General features: G+C 67.5%; 19 protein-coding genes. 6 read left to right on the top strand and 13 right to left on the bottom strand.

Going from position 1 to position 19,052, the window contains the following annotated elements:
- Positions 1-86: 86 nt before the first annotated feature.
- The 3 genes from rsmB to def form a co-directional block, all read right to left on the bottom strand.
- Complete coding sequence (rsmB, locus tag GRB80_RS14370) at positions 87-1,448, bottom strand: 16S rRNA (cytosine(967)-C(5))-methyltransferase RsmB (protein WP_132043597.1); 1,362 nt, start codon at positions 1,446-1,448, stop codon at positions 87-89.
- A complete protein-coding gene (gene fmt, locus GRB80_RS14365; protein ID WP_161424019.1) occupies positions 1,445-2,434 on the bottom strand; it encodes a methionyl-tRNA formyltransferase in 990 nt (329 codons plus the stop codon). Before fmt ends, rsmB begins: the two co-directional genes overlap by 4 nt.
- A gap of 107 nt (positions 2,435-2,541) precedes the next feature.
- Positions 2,542-3,054, bottom strand: a complete 513-nt coding sequence (def, locus tag GRB80_RS14360) for a peptide deformylase (protein ID WP_161424018.1) — start codon at positions 3,052-3,054, stop codon at positions 2,542-2,544.
- A 166-nt stretch (positions 3,055-3,220) separates the two neighbouring features.
- Here def and GRB80_RS14355 point away from each other — a divergent pair, with 166 nt between their 5' ends.
- From GRB80_RS14355 to aroE, 5 genes are read left to right on the top strand one after another with little or no spacing between them, the layout of a single operon-like run.
- Entirely contained in the window at positions 3,221-4,312 is a 1,092-nt protein-coding gene (locus GRB80_RS14355) for a LysM peptidoglycan-binding domain-containing protein (RefSeq protein ID WP_237562001.1), read from the top strand.
- 9 nt (positions 4,313-4,321) lie between these two features.
- Positions 4,322-5,422: a DNA-processing protein DprA gene (gene dprA / locus GRB80_RS14350; RefSeq protein WP_132043605.1), complete on the top strand. Its 1,101-nt coding sequence runs from the start codon at positions 4,322-4,324 to the stop codon at positions 5,420-5,422.
- Between the two features lie 43 nt (positions 5,423-5,465).
- Positions 5,466-6,023, top strand: coding sequence for an L-threonylcarbamoyladenylate synthase type 1 TsaC (tsaC, locus tag GRB80_RS14345; RefSeq protein ID WP_161424017.1), 558 nt, complete (start codon positions 5,466-5,468; stop codon positions 6,021-6,023).
- Positions 6,024-6,060: 37 nt separating this feature from the next.
- Entirely contained in the window at positions 6,061-7,014 is a 954-nt protein-coding gene (gene hemF, locus GRB80_RS14340; RefSeq protein ID WP_161424016.1) for an oxygen-dependent coproporphyrinogen oxidase, read from the top strand.
- Complete coding sequence (gene aroE, locus GRB80_RS14335) at positions 7,011-7,823, top strand: shikimate dehydrogenase (RefSeq protein WP_161424015.1); 813 nt, start codon at positions 7,011-7,013, stop codon at positions 7,821-7,823. Before hemF ends, aroE begins: the two co-directional genes overlap by 4 nt.
- A gap of 174 nt (positions 7,824-7,997) precedes the next feature.
- On the opposite strand, the gene GRB80_RS14330 is transcribed toward aroE, so the two are convergent.
- Together GRB80_RS14330 and GRB80_RS14325 are read right to left on the bottom strand one after the other, a co-directional pair.
- Positions 7,998-8,255, bottom strand: coding sequence for a hypothetical protein (locus GRB80_RS14330; RefSeq protein WP_132043613.1), 258 nt, complete (start codon positions 8,253-8,255; stop codon positions 7,998-8,000).
- Between the two features lies 1 nt (position 8,256).
- The gene (locus tag GRB80_RS14325) at positions 8,257-9,060 is read right to left on the bottom strand and encodes a M48 family metallopeptidase (protein WP_161424014.1); all 804 of its coding nucleotides are present in this window, start codon (positions 9,058-9,060) and stop codon (positions 8,257-8,259) included.
- A 190-nt stretch (positions 9,061-9,250) separates the two neighbouring features.
- Here GRB80_RS14325 and GRB80_RS14320 point away from each other — a divergent pair, with 190 nt between their 5' ends.
- The gene (locus tag GRB80_RS14320) at positions 9,251-10,120 is read left to right on the top strand and encodes an ATP-binding protein (RefSeq protein WP_132043617.1); all 870 of its coding nucleotides are present in this window, start codon (positions 9,251-9,253) and stop codon (positions 10,118-10,120) included.
- Between the two features lie 86 nt (positions 10,121-10,206).
- Here GRB80_RS14320 and der read toward each other — a convergent pair whose 3' ends face one another.
- From der to rlmN, 8 genes are all read right to left on the bottom strand, one after another.
- Positions 10,207-11,610 carry a ribosome biogenesis GTPase Der gene (gene der, locus GRB80_RS14315; protein ID WP_132043619.1) on the bottom strand — a complete coding sequence of 468 codons (1,404 nt, stop codon included), beginning with the start codon at positions 11,608-11,610 and terminating at the stop codon, positions 10,207-10,209.
- Positions 11,607-12,755: an outer membrane protein assembly factor BamB gene (gene bamB / locus GRB80_RS14310; RefSeq protein WP_161424013.1), complete on the bottom strand. Its 1,149-nt coding sequence runs from the start codon at positions 12,753-12,755 to the stop codon at positions 11,607-11,609. The genes der and bamB overlap by 4 nt, the downstream gene beginning before the upstream one ends.
- Positions 12,752-13,477 (bottom strand): YfgM family protein, encoded by a 726-nt coding sequence (locus tag GRB80_RS14305; protein ID WP_161424012.1) that lies wholly within the window; start codon positions 13,475-13,477, stop codon positions 12,752-12,754. Before GRB80_RS14305 ends, bamB begins: the two co-directional genes overlap by 4 nt.
- A 32-nt stretch (positions 13,478-13,509) precedes the next feature.
- Positions 13,510-14,820 carry a histidine--tRNA ligase gene (gene hisS, locus GRB80_RS14300; protein WP_272922920.1) on the bottom strand — a complete coding sequence of 437 codons (1,311 nt, stop codon included), beginning with the start codon at positions 14,818-14,820 and terminating at the stop codon, positions 13,510-13,512.
- Between the two features lie 28 nt (positions 14,821-14,848).
- Entirely contained in the window at positions 14,849-15,964 is a 1,116-nt protein-coding gene (gene ispG, locus GRB80_RS14295) for a flavodoxin-dependent (E)-4-hydroxy-3-methylbut-2-enyl-diphosphate synthase (RefSeq protein ID WP_161424011.1), read from the bottom strand.
- Positions 15,965-15,974: 10 nt separating this feature from the next.
- Positions 15,975-16,982: a RodZ domain-containing protein gene (locus tag GRB80_RS14290; RefSeq protein ID WP_161424010.1), complete on the bottom strand. Its 1,008-nt coding sequence runs from the start codon at positions 16,980-16,982 to the stop codon at positions 15,975-15,977.
- A 29-nt stretch (positions 16,983-17,011) separates the two neighbouring features.
- Entirely contained in the window at positions 17,012-17,761 is a 750-nt protein-coding gene (pilW, locus tag GRB80_RS14285; RefSeq protein ID WP_161424009.1) for a type IV pilus biogenesis/stability protein PilW, read from the bottom strand.
- Positions 17,762-17,878: 117 nt separating this feature from the next.
- A complete protein-coding gene (rlmN, locus tag GRB80_RS14280; RefSeq protein WP_161424008.1) occupies positions 17,879-19,006 on the bottom strand; it encodes a dual-specificity RNA methyltransferase RlmN in 1,128 nt (375 codons plus the stop codon).
- Between the last annotated feature and the right edge of the window lie 46 nt (positions 19,007-19,052).

Below are 19,052 nucleotides of genomic sequence, written 5' to 3'. Positions count from 1 at the left end.
AGAGATCCAGTTCTTGCATCCTTCACCCTGTGATCGCTTCCATATCAACCACATGCATTGTAGCTTATTCAGTTACGACTGTAGTACTAGCCTTTCTTAAGTCTGGCATAGAAGAACCCATCGTGACTGTCGGCCTCCGGCAGCAGTTGCTGCCCGGCACCGGCAGGGCGGCCCCAGGCGACGTCGCGCGGTGTGGTCGCCTCGGCATCCGGGGTGCGCGCCAGGAAGGCGGCGACCTGCTCGCTGTTCTCCTCGGGCAGTACCGAACAGGTGGCATAGAGCAGGGTACCGCCAGGGCGCAGCAGGGGCCAGAGGTTGTCGAGCAGGCGTGCCTGGAGCTTGGCCAGGGTCTTGATGTCAGCGGCGCGTCGCAGGCGCTTGATATCCGGATGTCGCCGGATCACCCCACTGCCGGAGCAGGGAGCATCAAGCAGAATCGCCTCGAACGGGGTGCCGTCCCACCAGTCGCGGGCGGTGGCATCTCCGTGGGCCAGGCGGGCCTTCAGGCCGAGGCGCTGCAGGGCATCCTCGACACGCGCCAGGCGCTCGGCGTCGCTGTCCACTGCGTGCATGTCGATATCGAAGACCTCCAGCAGATGGCTGGTCTTGCCTCCCGGGGCGCAGCAGGCATCCAGCACTCGGGCGCCGGGGCGGGGGGCCAGGGTGGGTCCGAGCAGCACTGTGGCAAGCTGGGCGGCCTCATCCTGAACGCTGACGTGACCGGTGTCGAAGCCGGGCAGCTCGAAGACGTCGCAGGGGGTCTCCAGGGTGATGCCATCCGGCGCATGGGCGCACAGCCGTCCCTCGAGGCCCGCCGCGTCGAGTCGCTCGAGATAGGCCTCGCGGTCGCCATGACGGCGATTGACGCGCAGCGTCATGGGGCCGGGGACATTGTTGGCCTCGGCCACGGCGCGCCAGTCATCCGGCCAGGCTTGGCGCAGCGACTTGAGTAGCCACTTGGGGTGCAGCAGCGCCACCGCCGGGTCGCGGTCCACGTCGGCCAGCAGGGTGGCGGACTCACGCTGCAGGCGGCGCAGGCAGCCATTCAGCACCCGAGTGGCCCACTCCTTGCCGATCAGACGAGCGGCGCCGGCGGTCTCGCCGACGGCGGCGTGCGCGGGTATGCGCAGGTAGAGCAGCTGGTAGATGCCCACCAGCAGCAGCGCCTGGACATCGGCATCACGCACCTTGAAGGGCTTGTTCAGCAGCTTCCCGGAGAGCGCCTCAAGGCGTGGCAGGGTGCGACAGGCACCGAAGCACAACGCCTTGAACAGGGCGCGGTCGCGGGCTACCACCTGATGGTCATCGAGGCCGGCAAGCGACCCCTTGCCGGTGATCACCGGCACCAGGGCGCGGGCGGCGGCGGCACGGACCGCCAGGCCGCCGTCATTCTCCAGCCCACGCGAGGCGGTGCGGCGCGACTTGCCGTTGGAGGGGGGCTGACTCATGAGGAGGTCTCCTCGTGATGGTGGCCGAGGAGCAGGCCAGCGGGGAAACGATCGGCTCGGGCGTGCAGTAGGTCCTTGACCGGCAGTGCCCTGCCACCGGGCAGCTGGGCGCGGGTGACGCGCAGCACCTCACGGCCTTTGGGGCCACAGGCGATGCGCAGCGCGTCGCCGTCATGCTCGAGCAGGGTGCCGGGCGCGACGGGAGGCTCGTTGGCGGCGAGATCGCTCGCTTCGGCCATCAACAGGCGCAGGCGGTCGGCGTCGAAGGTGCACCAGGCCACCGGCCAGGGGTTGAAGGCGCGCACTCGAGCGGCCAGTGCCGCGGCAGGTTCGCGAAAGTCCAGCTCGGCCTCGGCCTTGGAGAGCTTGGCCGCATAGGTAACGCCTGCCTCGGGCTGCGGAGTGGCCACGAGGCCCTCCTCGACGAGGGCATCCAGTGCCTCGACGATCGCTTCGCCACCGAGTGTCGCCAGGCTGTCGTGAAGCTCGCCACCGGTCGTCGTGGTGGTGATGGGGGTGCGTCGCACCAGCAGCATGTCACCGGTGTCGAGCCCGACATCCATCTGCATGATGGTGACACCGCTCTCGGCGTCGCCGGCCTCGATGGCGCGCTGGATGGGCGCCGCACCACGCCAGCGCGGCAGCAGCGAGGCGTGGATATTGAGGCAGCCGAGTCGCGGCGTATCGAGCACCGCCTTCGGCAGAATCAGGCCATAGGCCACCACTACCATGATATCGGCATCAATGGCGGCCAGTTCGGCCTGAGCCTCGGCGGGTTTGAGGCTCTCGGGTTGGTAGACCGGCAGTTCGTGTTCCAGGGCGAGCCGCTTGACGGGGCTCGGCGTCAGCCTGCGGCCGCGCCCGGCGGGGCGGTCGGGCTGGGTATAGACGGCGACGATGCGGTGGTGGCTGGCCAGCAGCGCCGCGAGGCTCTCGGCGGCGAAATCGGGGGTGCCGGCGAAGATGATATTGAGGGGTCGGGACATGGGGACAGCCTGGCCGTAAGTGGATACCTGCATGATAACGGAGCTTGCCGTAAACGACGAAGGCCGACGCGTTCGGCGTCGGCCTTCGTGAAGCTGGCGGAGGAGGCTCAGGCGCCCTGCATCAACTTCTGGCGCTTCTGCATCTTCTTGATCACCCGGTCGCGCTTGAGCGGCGAGAGGTAGTCGACGAACAGCACACCCTCGAGGTGATCCTGCTCGTGCTGGATACAGTGTGCGAGCAGGCCGTCGGCTTCCAGTTCGTAGGGCTGGCCGCCGCGATCCAGTGCCTTGAGGTGAACACGCAGGGCGCGGGGCACATCGGCGTAGTACTCGGGGATCGACAGACACCCCTCCTGCATCGGCTCGCGCTCTTCGCCGATGGGCGAGACCTCGGGGTTGATCAGCACCAGGGGTGTCGAGCGATCGTCGCTGACGTCCATGACGATGACGCGGCGATGCACGTCCACCTGCGTGGCGGCCAGGCCGATGCCCCGGGCGTCGTACATGGTCTCCAGCATATCGTCGACCAGCCGGCGCACCTCGTCGTCGACCGCTTCCACCGGCGCCGCCTTGGTGCGCAGGCGCTCGTCGGGATATTCGAGGATAGGTAATTTGGCCATGGCGTTGGTTTCACCGTTATGCTGTCATTTACACAATGACACTAATTCCAGGTGTGATGCGTACGTCGGCGACAGGGCCGGAATCGCAGCACGTCGATAACATCAGACTATATCACGCCGGTAGCGCTCCATGGCATTGGTCGGTGACACGCGGGGGAGAGCAGGGATGAGGCAAACGGTTGACGGCAAGATGCGGCGCGCGTGGTTGGGCCTGGCGGCGGGGCTGGGCCTGGCCGTGGCCGCCGGCGCTCAGGCCCAGGGGTTGAGCTGGGAGGATGGCCTGCGCGGTGATGCCCCGGACCGCTATACCGTGGTGCGGGGTGACACCCTGTGGGATATCTCGGGACGCTTCCTGCGCCACCCCTGGCAATGGCCCGAGGTGTGGCAGGTCAACCCCCAGATCCGTAATCCGCACCTGATTTACCCCGGGGACGTGGTCTACCTCTATGACTGCGATGGTCGCCCCTGCATCGGGCTCGAACGCGGCCAGGGTCAGGTGCGGCTTTCTCCGGAGATGCGCACCATCCCGCATCGCGAAGCGATTACCCCGATCCCCCTGGAGGATATTCGTCACTTCCTGCGTGAACACCGCATCGTCGATGATCCCGAGGCCCTCGAGGAGCTGGCCTATGTGGTAGGGGGTGACGACCGCCGATTGATGAGCGGCGTGGGGGATCGGCTCTATGCGCGGGGCGAGGTGCCTGCCATCGGTCGTGTAGGATTCTATCGCGTGGGGGAGCGCTTCCTGGACCCGGCCAGCGGTGAGCTGCTGGGCCTCGAGCTGGAGGGGGTCGGCCAGGCACGCCGCGAGCGTCAGGAGGCCGAGATGGCGGTGCTGGAGGTGACCTCGTCGCAGCAGGAGGTGCGCAACGGCGATATCGTGCTGCCCCTGGAGGATCGTGGGCTGGTGACCGAGTTTGTTCCCCGCGCGCCCGAGCGCGAGGTGGAAGGCACCATCCTGGCGGTGCCCGGGGGCGTGCAGTTCATCGGTCGCCTGCAGGTCGTGGCGCTGGATCGCGGCCGCCGTGACGGGCTCGAGCCCGGCCATGTGCTGAGAGTCGAGCAGCGTGGCGAACTGGTCAGCGACCCGCGTACCGGCGAGCAGCTGCGCCTGCCGGGGGAGGATGCCGGGCTGGTGATGGTCTTCAAGGCCTATCAGAAGATGAGCTACGGCCTGATTATGGAGGCCAGTCGAACGCTGGCCGTGGGGGATCGCGTCCACAACCCGCGGCGGGCGGTCAGCGCCGCCCTGCGCTGAGGCCTGGCAATGGCGACGCCTAACCTCGGCACCCGGGAGTGGCTGGCCCTGACGGGCCTGCCGGGGCTCGGTGCTGGGGCTCTGGTCGAGCTGCTCGCCCGGCAGCCGCAGTGGCCCGACGGCTGGCTGGCGGTGTTGCCGCGGCGGGCCGCCTCGGAATTGCGGCTATGGCTCGACCATCCCGCGCGCAGCCCGCTCGAGGCCCGGGTGGACGCTGCCCTGGCCTGGGCGGCGGCCAGTGACGACCACTACCTGCTGCACGCCGGGCACCCCGCCTGGCCAGGCCTGCTCTCCGAGATTGCCGACCCGCCTCCACTGTTGTGGGCCTGGGGTGACCTCACCAGCCTGGCGCCTCCCAAGCTGGCCATGGTGGGATCCCGTCGCGCCACCCGCGAGGGGTTGACCAATGCCGCCGGCTTCGCCCGTGAGCTCGCCACACGGGGCTGGTGCGTGGTCAGCGGCATGGCGCTGGGTATCGATGCCGCCGCCCAGCAGGCCGCCCTGGATGCCGGTGGCACCAGCGTGGCGGTGCTCGGCTGTGGCGTCGATGTGATCTATCCCCCGCGCCATCATCGGCTACATGCCCGTCTGCGTGATGCCGGGGGGTTGCTGCTTTCCGAGCATCCCCCCGGTACCCCGGCCCGGGCCGGCTTCTTCCCACGTCGCAACCGTATCGTGACCGGGCTCAGCTGTGGGGTGCTGGTGGTGGAGGCGGCCGAGCAGAGTGGTTCGCTGGTCAGCGCACGACTGGCCGGGGAGCAGGGCCGTGAAGTGTTCGCCCTGCCGGGCTCGCTGCATAATCCTCAGGCGCGAGGCTGTCTGCGCCTGATCCGCGAAGGTGCGGTGCTGGTGCGTGAGGTCGATGATATTCTAGCCGAGCTTACCCAGTGGCAGGCTCCGGTAACGCCCGCCACGATAACTGCCGAGGCCTCAGGTCGGGATGATGACCCACTGCTGCGCTGGCTGAGCGGGACTCCGACGCCGGCCGACGTGCTGGTGGGGCTGACCGGGCTCGATATCGCCGAGTGCCAGCGACGCCTGCTGACACTGGAGCTCGAAGGGCGTGCGGCACGGGTCGCCGGTGGTTGGGTGCGCCTCACGGCGGCGTGATAGAATTCTCGGCCATTCGCGCCCAGCCGAGTGAGGAGAGCCCATGAGCCAGGCCCATCAGATCGAGCAAGCCGCCGCTACCCTGCGTCAGGGAGGGGTGATCGCCTATCCCACGGAGGCGGTCTGGGGGCTGGGTTGCGACCCCGACAACGAGGAGGCCCTGGCCAGGCTGCTACGTCTCAAGCGGCGTGACCCTGCCAAGGGAGTGATCCTGGTCGCGGCGAGCATCGACCAGTTCGACGCGTGGCTGGAAGGGCTACCCGCCGAGCAGCAGGCACCCCTGGCAGCCAGCTGGCCTGGGCCCAATACCTGGCTGGTGCCCCATAACGGGCGCAGCCTTCCCCTGGTGCATGGCGAACATGATCGAGTGGCCCTGCGCGTTAGCGCCCATCCCCTGGTGGCGGCGCTCTGCGAGGCCTTCGGTGGTCCCATCGTTTCCACCTCGGCCAACGTGGCCAGCGAGCCGCCGGCGATGAGCGCCGACGAGGTGCGCACCCTCTTCGGCACCGAACTCGATGCCGTCGTCGAGGGGGAGCTCGGTGGTCTCGCGCGTCCCAGCACCATTCGCGATCTGGTCAGTGGCCGGGTGCTGCGCTCCTGACCCATCCACTCTTCTTTCATCCTGCCTGGAGGCACCGTTGGCCCACCCGCAACTCGAAGACGTCAAGACCTACCTGCTCGACCTTCAGGAGCGCCTGTGCAGCGCCCTGGCTGCCGTGGATGGCGGAGCGGTGTTCCACGAGGATGCCTGGCAGCGCCCGGGGGGCGGTGGAGGTCGCTCCCGTGTGATCGAGAAGGGACGAGTGTTCGAGAAGGGTGGCGTCAATTTCTCGCACGTCTACGGCGAACAGCTGCCACCCTCGGCCACGGCGGCCCGCCCCGAGCTGACGGGGCGCAGCTTCCATGCGGTGGGGGTCTCCTGGGTGCTGCATCCCGAGAATCCCCATGTGCCGACGAGCCATGGCAATGTCCGTTTCCTGATCGCCGAGAAGTCCGGCGAGGCGCCGGTATGGTGGTTCGGCGGCGGCTTCGATCTGACCCCCTTCTACCCGGTTCATGAGGATGTGGTCCATTGGCATCGGGTTGCCCGGGATGCCTGCGCCCCCTTCGGCGAGGGTGTCTACCCGCGCTACAAGGCGTGGTGTGACGACTATTTCCATCTGAAGCATCGCGACGAGACCCGCGGCGTGGGTGGGCTCTTTTTCGACGACCTCAATGAATGGGGCTTCGAGCGCAGCTTCGCCTTCCAGCGTGCCGTGGGCGACGCCTTCCTCGAGGCCTACCTGCCGATCGTGAAACGCCGGGTCGATACGCCCTGGAGCGAGCGCGAGCGCGCCTTCCAGCTCTATCGCCGGGGGCGCTATGTGGAGTTCAATCTGGTGTGGGATCGCGGCACCCTGTTCGGGCTGCAGAGCGGTGGGCGCACCGAGTCGATCCTGATGTCGATGCCACCGCTGGCGAGCTGGGAGTATGACTGGCACCCGGAGCCCGGCAGTGCCGAGGAGTGTCTCTACCGCGACTATCTGCGCCCCCGTGACTGGCTCGGCGAGCAGACGGGGCGAAGCCAGGGCCAGGAGGAGGACGGAGCATGACCGATCGCTACTGTGTCTTCGGCCACCCGGTGGCCCACTCGAGATCGCCGTTTATTCATGCCGCCTTCGCCGAGCAGACCGCCGATACCATCGAGTACACCGCCATCGAGGCGCCGCGTGACGATTTTCCCGGCGCCTGGCGGCGCTTCACCGCCAGCGGTGGACGCGGGGCCAACGTCACCGTGCCCTTCAAGGAGGAGGCGTTCCGCCTCTGCGACACGCTCAGCGAGCGTGCCCGGCGTGCCGGAGCGGTCAACACCCTGATCCTGGGAGTGGACGGCCAGACCCATGGCGACACCACCGATGGCATCGGCCTGGTGCGCGATCTGGAACGCCATGGCGTGAGGTTGGTCGGGGCGCGCATCCTGGTGCTCGGTGCCGGTGGCGCGGTGCGCGGCATTCTGGAGCCGCTGCTGGCCGGACACCCGGCGAGCCTCCTGGTGGCCAATCGCACCGCCGCCAAAGCCGAGGCCTTGGCCACTGACTTCGGGGACCTGGGCGAGATCTCGGGGGGGGGCTTCGACAGGGTGGAGGGGCCGTTCGATCTGGTGATCAACGGCACCAGCGCGAGCCTGGCGGGCGACCTGCCGCCACTGCCCGATGGACTGTTTGCCGCCGGCGCTACCGCCCATGACATGATGTATGGCGCCGAGCCCACGGTGTTCCTGCGCTGGGCATCTGAGCGCGGCGCTCGCACCGTGGATGGCCTCGGCATGCTGGTGGAGCAGGCGGCGGAGTCCTTCTTCCAGTGGCGGGGCGTGCGTCCCGATACCGCCCCGGTGCTGGAGCGGCTCCGCCAGGGGCTGTAGAGGAGGTGAGTAGGCCCTTGTCGGGGGCGACTCCAGCGCTGGCGCACCCCTTGGCATCCTGTGGGGGCAGACCCCCGGCCAAGCCGCCAGCTCTGCCTCGGTTGGGATCTTCGGACGAGCTCTTGGCCCAAAGTGGTCACGGCGGAGCAGCATGCCTCGAAGAAGCAGGCGAGGTTACCGCCGCTTGGTATACAGCCCCACCATGCACAACGCCAGACCGATCAGCGACAGCAGCATCCCGCCATTGACCAGCCAGGGGTAGCGTTGTAGCCAGGAGACGAAGGGTTGGGGGGTGTCGCGGCACACCCCTTCCAGATAGTCCCAGTGGCCCCCCGAGAGCGTGCACTCTCGCACGCTCGAATACTCCCAGAAGTAGACGCCCATCAGTGCCAGCATGGGGACGATCAGCAACAGCAGTCCGAGTCTCAGCATCTCAGGACCTCGAGCAGCTGGGCGTGCGGCCGGCCTGACGGGCGCGCTCGTAGCGGCTCAGGGCATCGCCCATGCGCGCCTGCAGGGCCTGGCTGCGCTGGCCGTGGCTGGGGTGGCTGGAGAGCCAGGCGGGTGGCTGGGCACCGCCCTGGGCGCTCATGTTGTCCCATAGTGCGAGGCTGGCACGAGGATCGAAGCCGGCTTCGGCCATCAGGTAGAGACCGAGCTCGTCGGCCTCGCTCTCGTGACTCCGCGAGAAGGGCATCAGGATGCCGTACTGGGCGCCCATGCCGAGGGCCCCCATGATCTGCTCGCCACCCGCTCCCTCGAGGCCGGCGGCCGAGGAGAGTACCGATAGCCCGAGCTGGGTTGCGGTCTGGGTGGAGACACGCTCGTTGGCGTGACGGGCCAGCACGTGGGTGATCTCGTGACCGATCACCGCGGCCAGCTGGTCCTGGTTGCGGGCGACCTCCAGCAGGCCGGTATGGACCCCCATATAGCCCCCGGGCAGGGCGAAGGCGTTGGCATCCTCGGCCTTGAAGACACGAATCTGCCAGTTCTGGGACTGACGCTGCTCGGGTGGCAGCGCACGCACCAGGGCATCGGCCACGCACTGTACATAGCGCTGGGTGGCGCCGCCCACCATGGGGCGCTCCTGCTGGTATTGCTCGAAGGCCTGGGCGCCCATCTGGTCAAGCTGGGCATCGGACACCAGGGTCAGGCGCTGGCGCCCGGTGGGGGAGGTGGTGCAGGCGGCGACGGTCAGGCATAGCGCGCCGATGGCGAGGGGTTTGAGCCAGCGCATGGCGGGTCTCCTTGATGGGCGATGACATCCAGCCTGTAAGACGCTGGACGAAGGTCCGAGTTCGCCACAAGATACTCGGAACGCTTGCGAGGTCAACCGTCGCTTACGGGTTCAAACTGCCTCAGGGAGGCATGTCACCAGCCAGCCCCGAAGGGGTAGCACTCCCTGGGACTTTACGAAGGAGAAGCCAATGGACGCTGAGCTGACGCGTCGCCTGCTGCACCTGCTGGATCGCGTAGAGCACTGGCTGCCGCCGGCTCCGGTGGAGGTGGACTGGTCGCGGGATGTGGCCGCCCTGTGGCAGCGTCATGCCCTGGGAGGGCGACTGCTGCCGGTGCCGCCCCGGGATGCGCTAGGCCTGGATGATCTGATGGGCATCGAGCGCCAGAAGCTGGCCCTGATCGATAACACCCGGGCCTTCCTGCAGGGGCTGCCCGCCAACCATGCCTTGCTGTGGGGCTCCCGGGGCAGCGGCAAGTCGTCGCTTATCCGAGCCCTGCTCAATAGCCTGGCCGACGAGGGTCTGCGCCTGGTACAGGTGGATCGCCACGACCTCTCCGGTCTGCCGACACTGGTGGAGCAGCTGCGTCACCATGACCAGCGCTTCGTGGTCTACTGCGACGACCTCTCCTTCGAGGGACACGACGATGCCTACAAGGCACTGAAGAGCGTGCTGGACGGCGCCCTGACCGGCCCTCCGCCCAATGTGCTGCTCTACGCCACCTCCAATCGCCGCCATCTCCTGCCCGAGTCGATGAGCGACAACGCCGGGTCGAGGCTGGTGGGCGACGAGCTGCACCACGGCGATGCGGTGGAGGAGAAGATCTCGCTCTCCGACCGCTTCGGGCTCTGGCTGGGCTTTCACCCCTTCAACCAGGATGTCTATCTGGAGGCGTGCTGTCACTGGGTCTCCCAGCTGGGGCATGCCGAGGATTGGGGCACCGAGGCGCGGGCCGAGGCGATCCGTTTCGCCACCCTGCGTGGTGGGCGCAGCGGGCGCACCGCCTGGCAGTTTGCCAACCACTGGGTGGGTCGCCGGCGGCTGCATGACAGGCAGTAAACACGAATCAGCAGACACGAAGGCGCCCGGCACGTTCCAGGGATTTCCTGAAAGCGGGCCGGGCGCCTGTGGTCGAGGGGGCGGGGTCAGCGGCGGCTGTTGCGAGCCTCCTTGGTGCGCGAGAGCTCGCGCTTCTTGGCCTTCTCGCGGTCGCTGGCGCCTGCCATCTTGTCGTAGGGGTTCTTGCCGGAGCGGAACTCGAAGCGCATCGGTGTGCCGCGCACCTTGAGCACCTTGCGGAAGGTGTTGGTCAGGTAGCGGCGATAGGCCTCGGGCAGGGACTCGGTCTGGTTGCCATGAACCACGATGATCGGCGGGTTGCTGCCGCCCTGGTGGGCCATGCGCAGCTTGATCCGGCGCCCACGAATCATGGGCGGCTGGTGCGACTCCACCGCGTCCTGCAGGATGCTGGTCAGGCGGTTGGTGGACCAGTGGGCGTTGGCCGAGGCGAAGGCGCGCTCCAGCGACGGATAGAGGTCGCCGACTCCGGTGCCGTGCAGTGCCGAGATGAAGTGCAGGTCGGCATAGTCGGCGAATCCCAGGCGGCGCTTGATCTCGGCGCGCATCTTCTCCTTGGCCTCGCTCTCCAGGCCGTCCCACTTGTTGACCGCCAGTACCAGGGCGCGGCCGGTGGTCAGCACGTAGTCGAGCAGGTGCAGATCCTGCTCCACCAGTCCCGAGCGGGCATCGAGCACCATGATGGCGACATGACACTCCTTGATCGCCTCCAGGGTCTTGATGATCGAGAACTTCTCGGCCACTTCACGGACATTCTTGCGGCGCCGTACGCCGGCGGTATCCACCAGCACATAGGGCTTGCCACGGCGCTCGAAGGGGATCTCGATGGCGTCACGGGTGGTGCCGGCCTCGTCATAGACCACTACCCGCTCCTCGCCGAGCAGACGGTTGACGAGGGTCGACTTGCCGACATTGGGGCGACCGATGACGCCGATGCGGATGCCCTTGGTGCCGGTGTCCGCCGGAATGCTCTCGTCGCGCTCCGGGAAGGGGGCGAGTACCTCGTCGATCAGCGTGGTGACATTGCGACCATGGGCGGCGGCGATGGGACGAGGCTCACCGAGGCCTAGCTCCCAGAACTCGGCGGTGGCACTGTCCTCGTCGAGGCCGTCGGTCTTGTTGACCACCAGCCAGGTCTTCTTCTGGTTGACCCGCAGGTGGTTGGCGATGGCCTCGTCGGCGACATTGAGGCCGGCTCGGGCATCGACCAGGAACAGCACGATGTCCGCCTCGTCGATGGCAGCCAGCGACTGTTCGGCCATGGCGGCATCGATGCCCGCCTCGTCGCCGCTGATGCCTCCGGTGTCGATCACCGTGTAGGCCTTGCCGCCGAGCATGCCGTTGCCGTACTTGCGGTCCCGGGTCAGGCCCGGGAAGTCGGCCACCAGGGCGTCGCGAGTACGGGTCAGGCGGTTGAACAGGGTCGACTTGCCCACATTGGGCCGGCCGACCAGGGCGATCACGGGTGTCATCGGATATCCAGGGTCTCGAGGGTGCCGTCATTGGCCAGCACATGAATGCGATTGCCGTCGGTGACCGGGCGCACGCCGATGCCGGAGCCGTCGATGCGCTCACGGCCAACCATCTCGCCGCTGCGTGCGTCGATCAGGTGCAGGTAACCGTCGAAGTCACCGAACACCAGCTTGCCGTCGGCAAATGCCGGTGAGGTAGGCCGACGGCCCTCCAGCGCGGTGTTGCGCCAGACCTCCTCCCCGCTGTCGGCGGCCAGGGCCAGGATTCGCCCCGACTCCTCGACCACGAACAGGAAGTCACCCACCACCAGGGGGGTGTGGAAGCTGGAGAGCTCGCGGGCCCACAGGGGCTCGCCGCGGGTCGCCTCCAGGGCCACCAGGCGGCCGTTGTAGCTGGTCACGAAGAGGCGGCCGTCGGGGGTCAGCAGCGGCTGGCCGGCGAGGTCTACCAGGCGCTCGATATCGCTGCGCCCCTGAGCCACGGCGATGCGCCGCTCCCACAGCGGCTGGCCGCTGCGGTTGTCCAGTGCCACCAGGCGGCCGTTGGCGAAGCCGGCGAATGTCACCGGGTCGATGGTCGTGGGGGTGCCCGTGCCGCGCAGGGTCAGCGAGGGCAGGTTGGCCTGATAACGCCAGCGCTCATTGCCGCTGGCGCGATCCAGGGCGGTGATGGAGCCGTCGACGCTCTGCACGATCAGCAACTGTTGATTGGGCTGGGGGGCGGCCAGCACCTCGCTGGGCACGCGGGCACGCCAGCGCACGCTGCCATCACGCTGGCTCACCGCCAGCACCTGGCCGTCGCGGGTGCCCAGGTAGATGTCTCCGGCCACTGCGGTGAGGGCGCTGGAGACCGGCACGTCGAGCGCCGTCTCCCAGCGAGTGTCGCCGGTAATGGCATCGAAGGCGAACAGCTCACCCTGGTAGTCGGCGGCGAACAGGGCATCGCCCTCGCGCGCCGGTGCGATGGGATAGGCGGCACGCCCCTGGCCGTCACCGGCGCCCTCGCGCCAGGCAGTGTCGAGCTCTGCGCTCGCCGCGAAATCCCGGAGCTCGGTGGGCGGGTACTGTGGTTCCACCTGGTTGCCGGCACAGCCGGCGAGCAGTGTCAGGCCCGCAAGGGCGGCGATCAGGAAGGTCGGTTTCATGCGTCCAGCCCCCGGTTGTCATGGCTTGTGGTATCGCGGCTCGATGTTTCCAGGGCCGAGCCTTCGAGATCCGGCGACTCAAGCCCCAGATTGTCGAGCTTGAGCTGCACGCCATAGAGCGGCTGCTCGTTGGTCGCGGCGAGACGCAGTGCCTCACGCCAGGCCGTGGCGGCCTCTTCGCGACGCTCGAGGGCGTGATAGGCATCGCCGCGCACCTCGGCCCGCTGGGCGGCCAGCGCCTCTGGGACACCACTCTGCAGGACGTTCAGTGCCTGATCGGCGTCGCCCTCGGCGACCAGCAGTCGTGCCAGGCGCAGCCGCGCCAGGCCGGCCACATAGTTGTCCGAGCCGGCATCCGCCAGGGACTGCAGGCGCTCCCGCGCGCCGGCCAGGTCACCCTGGGCGACCGCCAGGCGGGCATCCATCAGGCGCGCCAGGTCGGCATACAGCGTCTTGCCATGCTCATCGACGATCTCGTCCACCAGGGCGCGTGCCTCGGGGAGCTGCGCCTCATCGAGGTCGTTGCCGGCGGTCAGGTTGACCAGTTGCTGGTAGCGCATCGAGGCGGCGGTGGCCTGGTTCTCCTGATAGCCCTGCCAGGTATTCCAGCCCAGCACGCCCGCGGCGGCCAGCGCCACGCCGGCCACCAGCGAGAGGCCATTCTCCTTCCACCAGCGCTTGAGCGCCTCGACCTGTTCTTCCTCGGTTCTCAGCTCCGCCACGGGCGGTCTCCTTGTGTGTCTGGTGTGGGCCTTCAGGCCAGCAGATCGTGCAGCTCGTCGACCAGGGCGTCCCGGGCCAGGCTGCGCTGGTCACGCTCCTCGCGCAGGAACTTCAGGGTCGCGGTGCCGTGGGCAAGCTCGTCCTCGCCAAGCAGCAGGGCCAGGCGAGCGCCGCTGCGGTCGGCCTTCTTGATCCGGCTCTTGAAGCTGCCGCCGCCACAGTGCAGCTGGGCGCGCAGGGTCGGCATGTCGCCACGCAGCTGCTCGACCAGCTGCAGGGCGGTGCCGGCCGCGGCATCGTCCATGGGCAGTACATAGAGATCGAGTTCGCCGCGGGCGGCATCGGGAATCAGTTCAAGGGTCTCGAGCAGCAGCACCAGGCGTTCGATGCCCATGGCGAAACCTACCGCCGGGGTCGGCTTGCCCCCCAGCTGCTCCACCAGGCCGTCGTAGCGGCCGCCGGCACATACCGTGCCCTGGCTGCCGAGCGCGCGGGTGGTCCACTCGAAGACGGTGCGACTGTAGTAGTCGAGACCGCGCACCAGGCGCGGGTTGATCACATAGTCGATGCCGGCGGCATCGAGCAGGGCGCGGAGCGACGCGAAGTGCTCGCGGGACTCGGCGTCCAGATGGTCGAGCAGCTGGGGAGCGCCGGCCAGCATTTCGGCCATCTCCGGGTTCTTGGAGTCGAGGATGCGCAGAGGGTTGCTGGTGAGGCGGCGCCGGGAGTCTTCATCCAGCAGCTCGTGATGCTGCTCGAAGTAGGCCACCAGGGTGTCGCGGTAGGCGGCGCGAGCCTCGGAGGAGCCCAGGGAGTTGAGCTCCAGGGTGACATGCTCCATCAGCCCCAGTTCGCGCCACAGGCGTGCCGAGAGCAGGATCAGCTCGGCGTCGATATCCGGCCCCTCGAGACCGAAGCTCTCCACGCCGACCTGGTGGAACTGGCGGTAACGCCCCTTCTGGGGGCGCTCGTGGCGGAACATCGGTCCCTGGTACCAGAGGCGCTGGGTCTGGTTGTGCAGCAGACCATGTTCCATGGCGGCGCGCACGCAGCTCGCCGTGCCCTCGGGGCGCAGGGTCAGGCTGTCTCCGTTGCGATCCGCGAAGGTATACATCTCCTTCTCGACGATATCGGTCACTTCGCCGATGGAACGGGAGAACAGTGCGGTCTGCTCGACGATAGGGGTGCGGATCTCGGCATAGCCGTAACGGGCCATGAGGTTGCGGACCTTGCCTTCGAAGTACTGCCACAGGGCGGACTGCTCCGGCAGCAGGTCGTTCATGCCACGAATGGCCTGGATCTTCTTGGCTGGCGCCTTGGGACTTGCTTGGGACTTGCTCAACGGTGGCTCCTTGATGGATGCCGGCGACTCAGGCGTCGCGGGCGATCACGTCCTGTTCGGTCTGCTCTTTCTCGCGCACCTTGTCGCGGATCAGTCGCTCGAGGTCATCGACCAGATGGTCGTTACGCAGCTTGGAGGCCGGCTTGCCGTCGATATAGACGAGGTTGGCCGGGGAGCCACCGGTGAGGCCGATATCGGTCTCCTTGGCCTCGCCCGGGCCGTTGACCACGCAGCCGATCACCGAGACATCGAGCGGCGTCATGATGTCCTCGAGACGCTCCTCCAGGGCATTCATGGTGCCGATAACATCGAAGTTCTGGCGTGAGCAGCTGGGGCAGGCGATGAAGTTGATGCCCTTGGAGCGCAGGCGAAGGCTCTTGAGCATGTCGAAGCCGACCTTGATCTCCTCTACCGGATCGGCGGCGAGTGATACGCGGATGGTATCGCCGATGCCGTCCATCAGCAGCATGCCAAGGCCAATCGATGATTTGACGGTACCCGAGCGCAACCCACCGGCCTCGGTGATGCCGAGGTGCAGCGGCTGCTCGATGCGTGTGGCCAGGTCACGGTAGGCGGCCACCGCCATGAAGACGTCGGAGGCCTTGACGCTGACCTTGAAGTCCGGGAAGTCGAGGCGCTCGAGGTGATCGATATGACGCATGGCCGACTCGACCAAGGCCGCCGGCGTGGGCTCGCCATACTTCTTCTGTAGATCCTTCTCCAGCGAGCCGGCATTGACGCCGATACGGATTGGAATGCCGTTATCGCGGGCCGCCGAGACAACCGCGCGTACGCGATCCTCGCGGCCGATATTGCCGGGGTTGATACGCAGACAATCGACGCCCAGCTCGGCGACGCGCAGGGCGATCTTGTAGTCGAAGTGGATGTCGGCGACCAGCGGTACCTCGACCTCGCGCTTGATGCGACCGAAGGCCTCGGCGGCCTCCATGTCGGGTACCGAGACGCGCACGATATCGGCACCGGCGGTCTCGAGCTGGCGGATCTGCGCCACGGTGGCGGCCACATCCAGGGTGTCGGTATTGGTCATGCTCTGCACCGAGATGGGGGCATCGCCCCCGACGGCTACCCTGCCGACGTGGATCTGGCGTGACTTGCGACGGACGATAGGGGATTGTGCGTGCATGGTGACGGAATCATTCTCCCAGGGTGAAGCGGGCGACATTGCTGGCACCGGCGCGCTCGGCGAGGTCTATGTTTTCGCCCTGCCAGACCAGCTCGACACCGGAGGCGTTGCCTACGGTAAGTCGGAAGGGCGGCTCGCCTTCGACGGTGGCCGTGGTGCCGGGTTCCTGCAGGCCAACGAAGACGCGCTGGTTGGTGGCGTCGAAGACCTCGGTCCATGACTGCTCGTTGAAGGTAAACGCCAGGCGGCCGGCATCGGCCGGCGTAGCACTCGACGCGCTGTCGGCGGCGGACTCGGTGCCTTCCTCCGGCTCGACAGCGGCTTCGGCGCTGGTCGGCTCCTGTGTCTCGGCGTCGGCGAGAGCCTCGATATTCGGATCCGGCGTGACCGACGAAGTGCTGCTCTCCTGCAAGGCGTCTTCGGCGGCCTCGGCGGGTCTCTCGACAGAGGCTTGCTCCACCGGCGTAGGCTCGTCGGGCAGCGGCGGCAGGCTGTCCGGTTCGGCAGTGGCCGAAGCCTCGGATTCGGTTACGCTGGCGGTGCCATCGAGCCGGTCTACGGCAACCGGGTCGCTCTTGCCGATGCTCGGCGGCTCGCCCCCGCCACGGCTCTGCCACCACATCAGGGTCAGGCCGATCAGGCCGGCAAGAACCAGCAGGGAGACCAGGCGGAACAGCCAGGCGCCCAGACGTGAGGGGGGCTTGCTGATCTGAACCGGTGTGACCTGACGCTGGGCGGCGTCATGTCTGCCGAAGCGGGCGCGATAGGCTTCCAGTACCGGGGTGTCGTCGATACCGAGCAGGTGCGCATAGGCGCGCAGGTAGCCGCGCCGATAGGTGGCGATCGGCACCTCCTCGTAGCTGTCTTCCTCGAGGCCACGGATCACCGCCGGCCTCAGGTTGAGCGCACCGGCCACCTCGGAGAGGGAAAGGCCCTGGCTCTCGCGTTCACGCCTCAGCTGCTCGCCGGGCGAGGCCGTGGCATCAGCATGCAGGTCCTGTTCATGGGGGTCGCTCATGGCGGCGCATCCTTGGTGGCGTTCTCGGGTCAGGGCGTGGTGCCACGCCCCTCCAGCTGTTGGGTATAGAAGGCGGCAGTGGTGCCGTCGCCCTGGGCCCTGGCGATGTCGCTGGCCAGTCTCAGCGCTTCAGGACGCGGGCCGGCCAGGCGCATGAAGGCCTCAATTTGTGCTCGAGCCTGGGGCAGTTGGTTCTCGGCATACTCCAGTTCGGCCAGGGTGAAGTAGCTGCGCGGAGCGCGTGGGTCGATCTCCTGGGCGCGGAGCAGGTTCTGCCGCGCCTCCGGCACCTCGCCGAGCTCACGATGACACTGCCCGAGGTTGGCGAACAGCTGGGCTCGGTTGGGATACTGGGCATCCTTCGAGGCTCGCTCGAGCTGGTCGCAGGCCTCACGCACGCGACCGCGCGCGTAGAGGAACGCCGCATAGTTGTTGCGGGCCCGGGTGAGGTCGGCATCGGCCGTCAGCGCCCGGCGGAAGGTCTCGTCGGCCAGCGTCTCTTCGCCCTGGCGCTGGTAGACCATGGCCATGGCCTGCAGCGCCTCAGGGTCATCGGGAGCGATCTCCAGCGCCCGGTCCAGCGCCCCCATGGCGCGCCGCAGGTTGTTGCGCTCCAGATAGGCGACGCCGAGCTGGGTGTAGGCGTCGGCCGGACTGGTCTCGCTCTCCGCGGAGGCGATCCCCTGTGATTGGGTGGCGCAGCCGGCCAGCCAAAGGCTGCCCAGCAGAGCGGCCAGAGGCAGCAGCGAGCTTCCGGTGAGGCGTGAGCGGCGTATCATGAACTCCTCCCGAGGATCGACAGGCTCCCACCGGCGGTGTGCCGCGGACTGACGGAAGCCGGAGGGAGGCAGGGACCCATCAAAGCGTTGTGCCCGGTTGAAGTCAAGGTGGCCCCTTCAGTCGGCGTCGAGCTGGATCGACTTGATATAGCGCTCGTGCCGACGGGTACGGTCCTTCACCCGACCCACCAGCTGGCCGCAGGCCGCATCGATATCGTCGCCCCGCGGAGAGCGGATCGGGGCGGTGTAGCCAAGTTCATAGAGCCACTGCTGGAAACGCACCACCTGGTTGCGTGACGGTGTCTCGTAGCCCGAATGGGGGAAGGGGTTGAAGGGGATCAGATTGATCTTGCATGGCAGCTCGCGCAGCAGCTCGGCGAGCTGGCGGGCGTGCTCCTGCTGGTCGTTGACCCCCTTGATCACCGTGTACTCGATGGTGACCACGCGGGTGTCGTCGCACTTGGCCAGATAACGCTGGCAAGCATCCAGCAGGGTGCGAATGTTGTACTTGCGGTTGAGCGGCACCAGTTCGTTGCGCAGCTCGTCGTTGGCAGCGTGCAGCGAGATGGCCAGGCTCACGTCGAGCTCGTCGCCAAGCTTGTCGAGCATCGGCACCACGCCGGAGGTGGAGAGCGTGACACGGCGCTTGGAGAGGCCGTAGCCGTCATCGTCGAGCATCAGCTTCATGGCCGGCACGACGTTGTCGTAGTTCAGCAGGGGTTCGCCCATGCCCATCATCACCACGTTGGTAACCGGGCGGTTGGCAGTATCCTTGCGCGGGCCCACACTGCGCTGGGCCACCCAGACCTGGCCGATGATCTCGGCGGCGCTGAGATTGCGCTGGAAGCCCTGCTTGCCGGTGGAGCAGAAGCTGCAGTCCAGCGAGCAGCCCACCTGGGAAGAGACACACAGGGTGCGGCGCTTGCCATTATCGGCAGGGATCAGCACCGTTTCCACGTAGCTGCCGTCCTCGACCTCCAGCACCCACTTGCGGGTTCCATCGTTGGAGGTGCCCTCGTAGACCACGCCGGGGCCGCGAATTTCGGCCACCTCGGCGAGCCTTTCACGCAGCGCCTTGGAAAGATTGGTCATGGCCGCGAAGTCATCACAGCCCTCGTGGTGGATCCACTTCATTACCTGGGCGGCGCGAAACTTCTTCTCGCCGATGGAGAGGAAGAAGGCCTCCATCTCCTGGCGGGACATGCCGAGCAGGTTGGTCTTCTGGGGTGCGGTTTCAGCGGTCATGGCGTTCAGCGGGTCGGGGAAGGGGGGAGCGCAGGGGAGGCGGGGA

The organism is Halomonas icarae (genome assembly GCF_009901955.1).
GTDB classification, from domain to species: Bacteria; Pseudomonadota; Gammaproteobacteria; order Pseudomonadales; family Halomonadaceae; genus Halomonas; species Halomonas icarae.
Note: the sequence above shows the minus strand (reverse complement) of the source record. Positions and strands in the feature narration are given on the sequence as shown.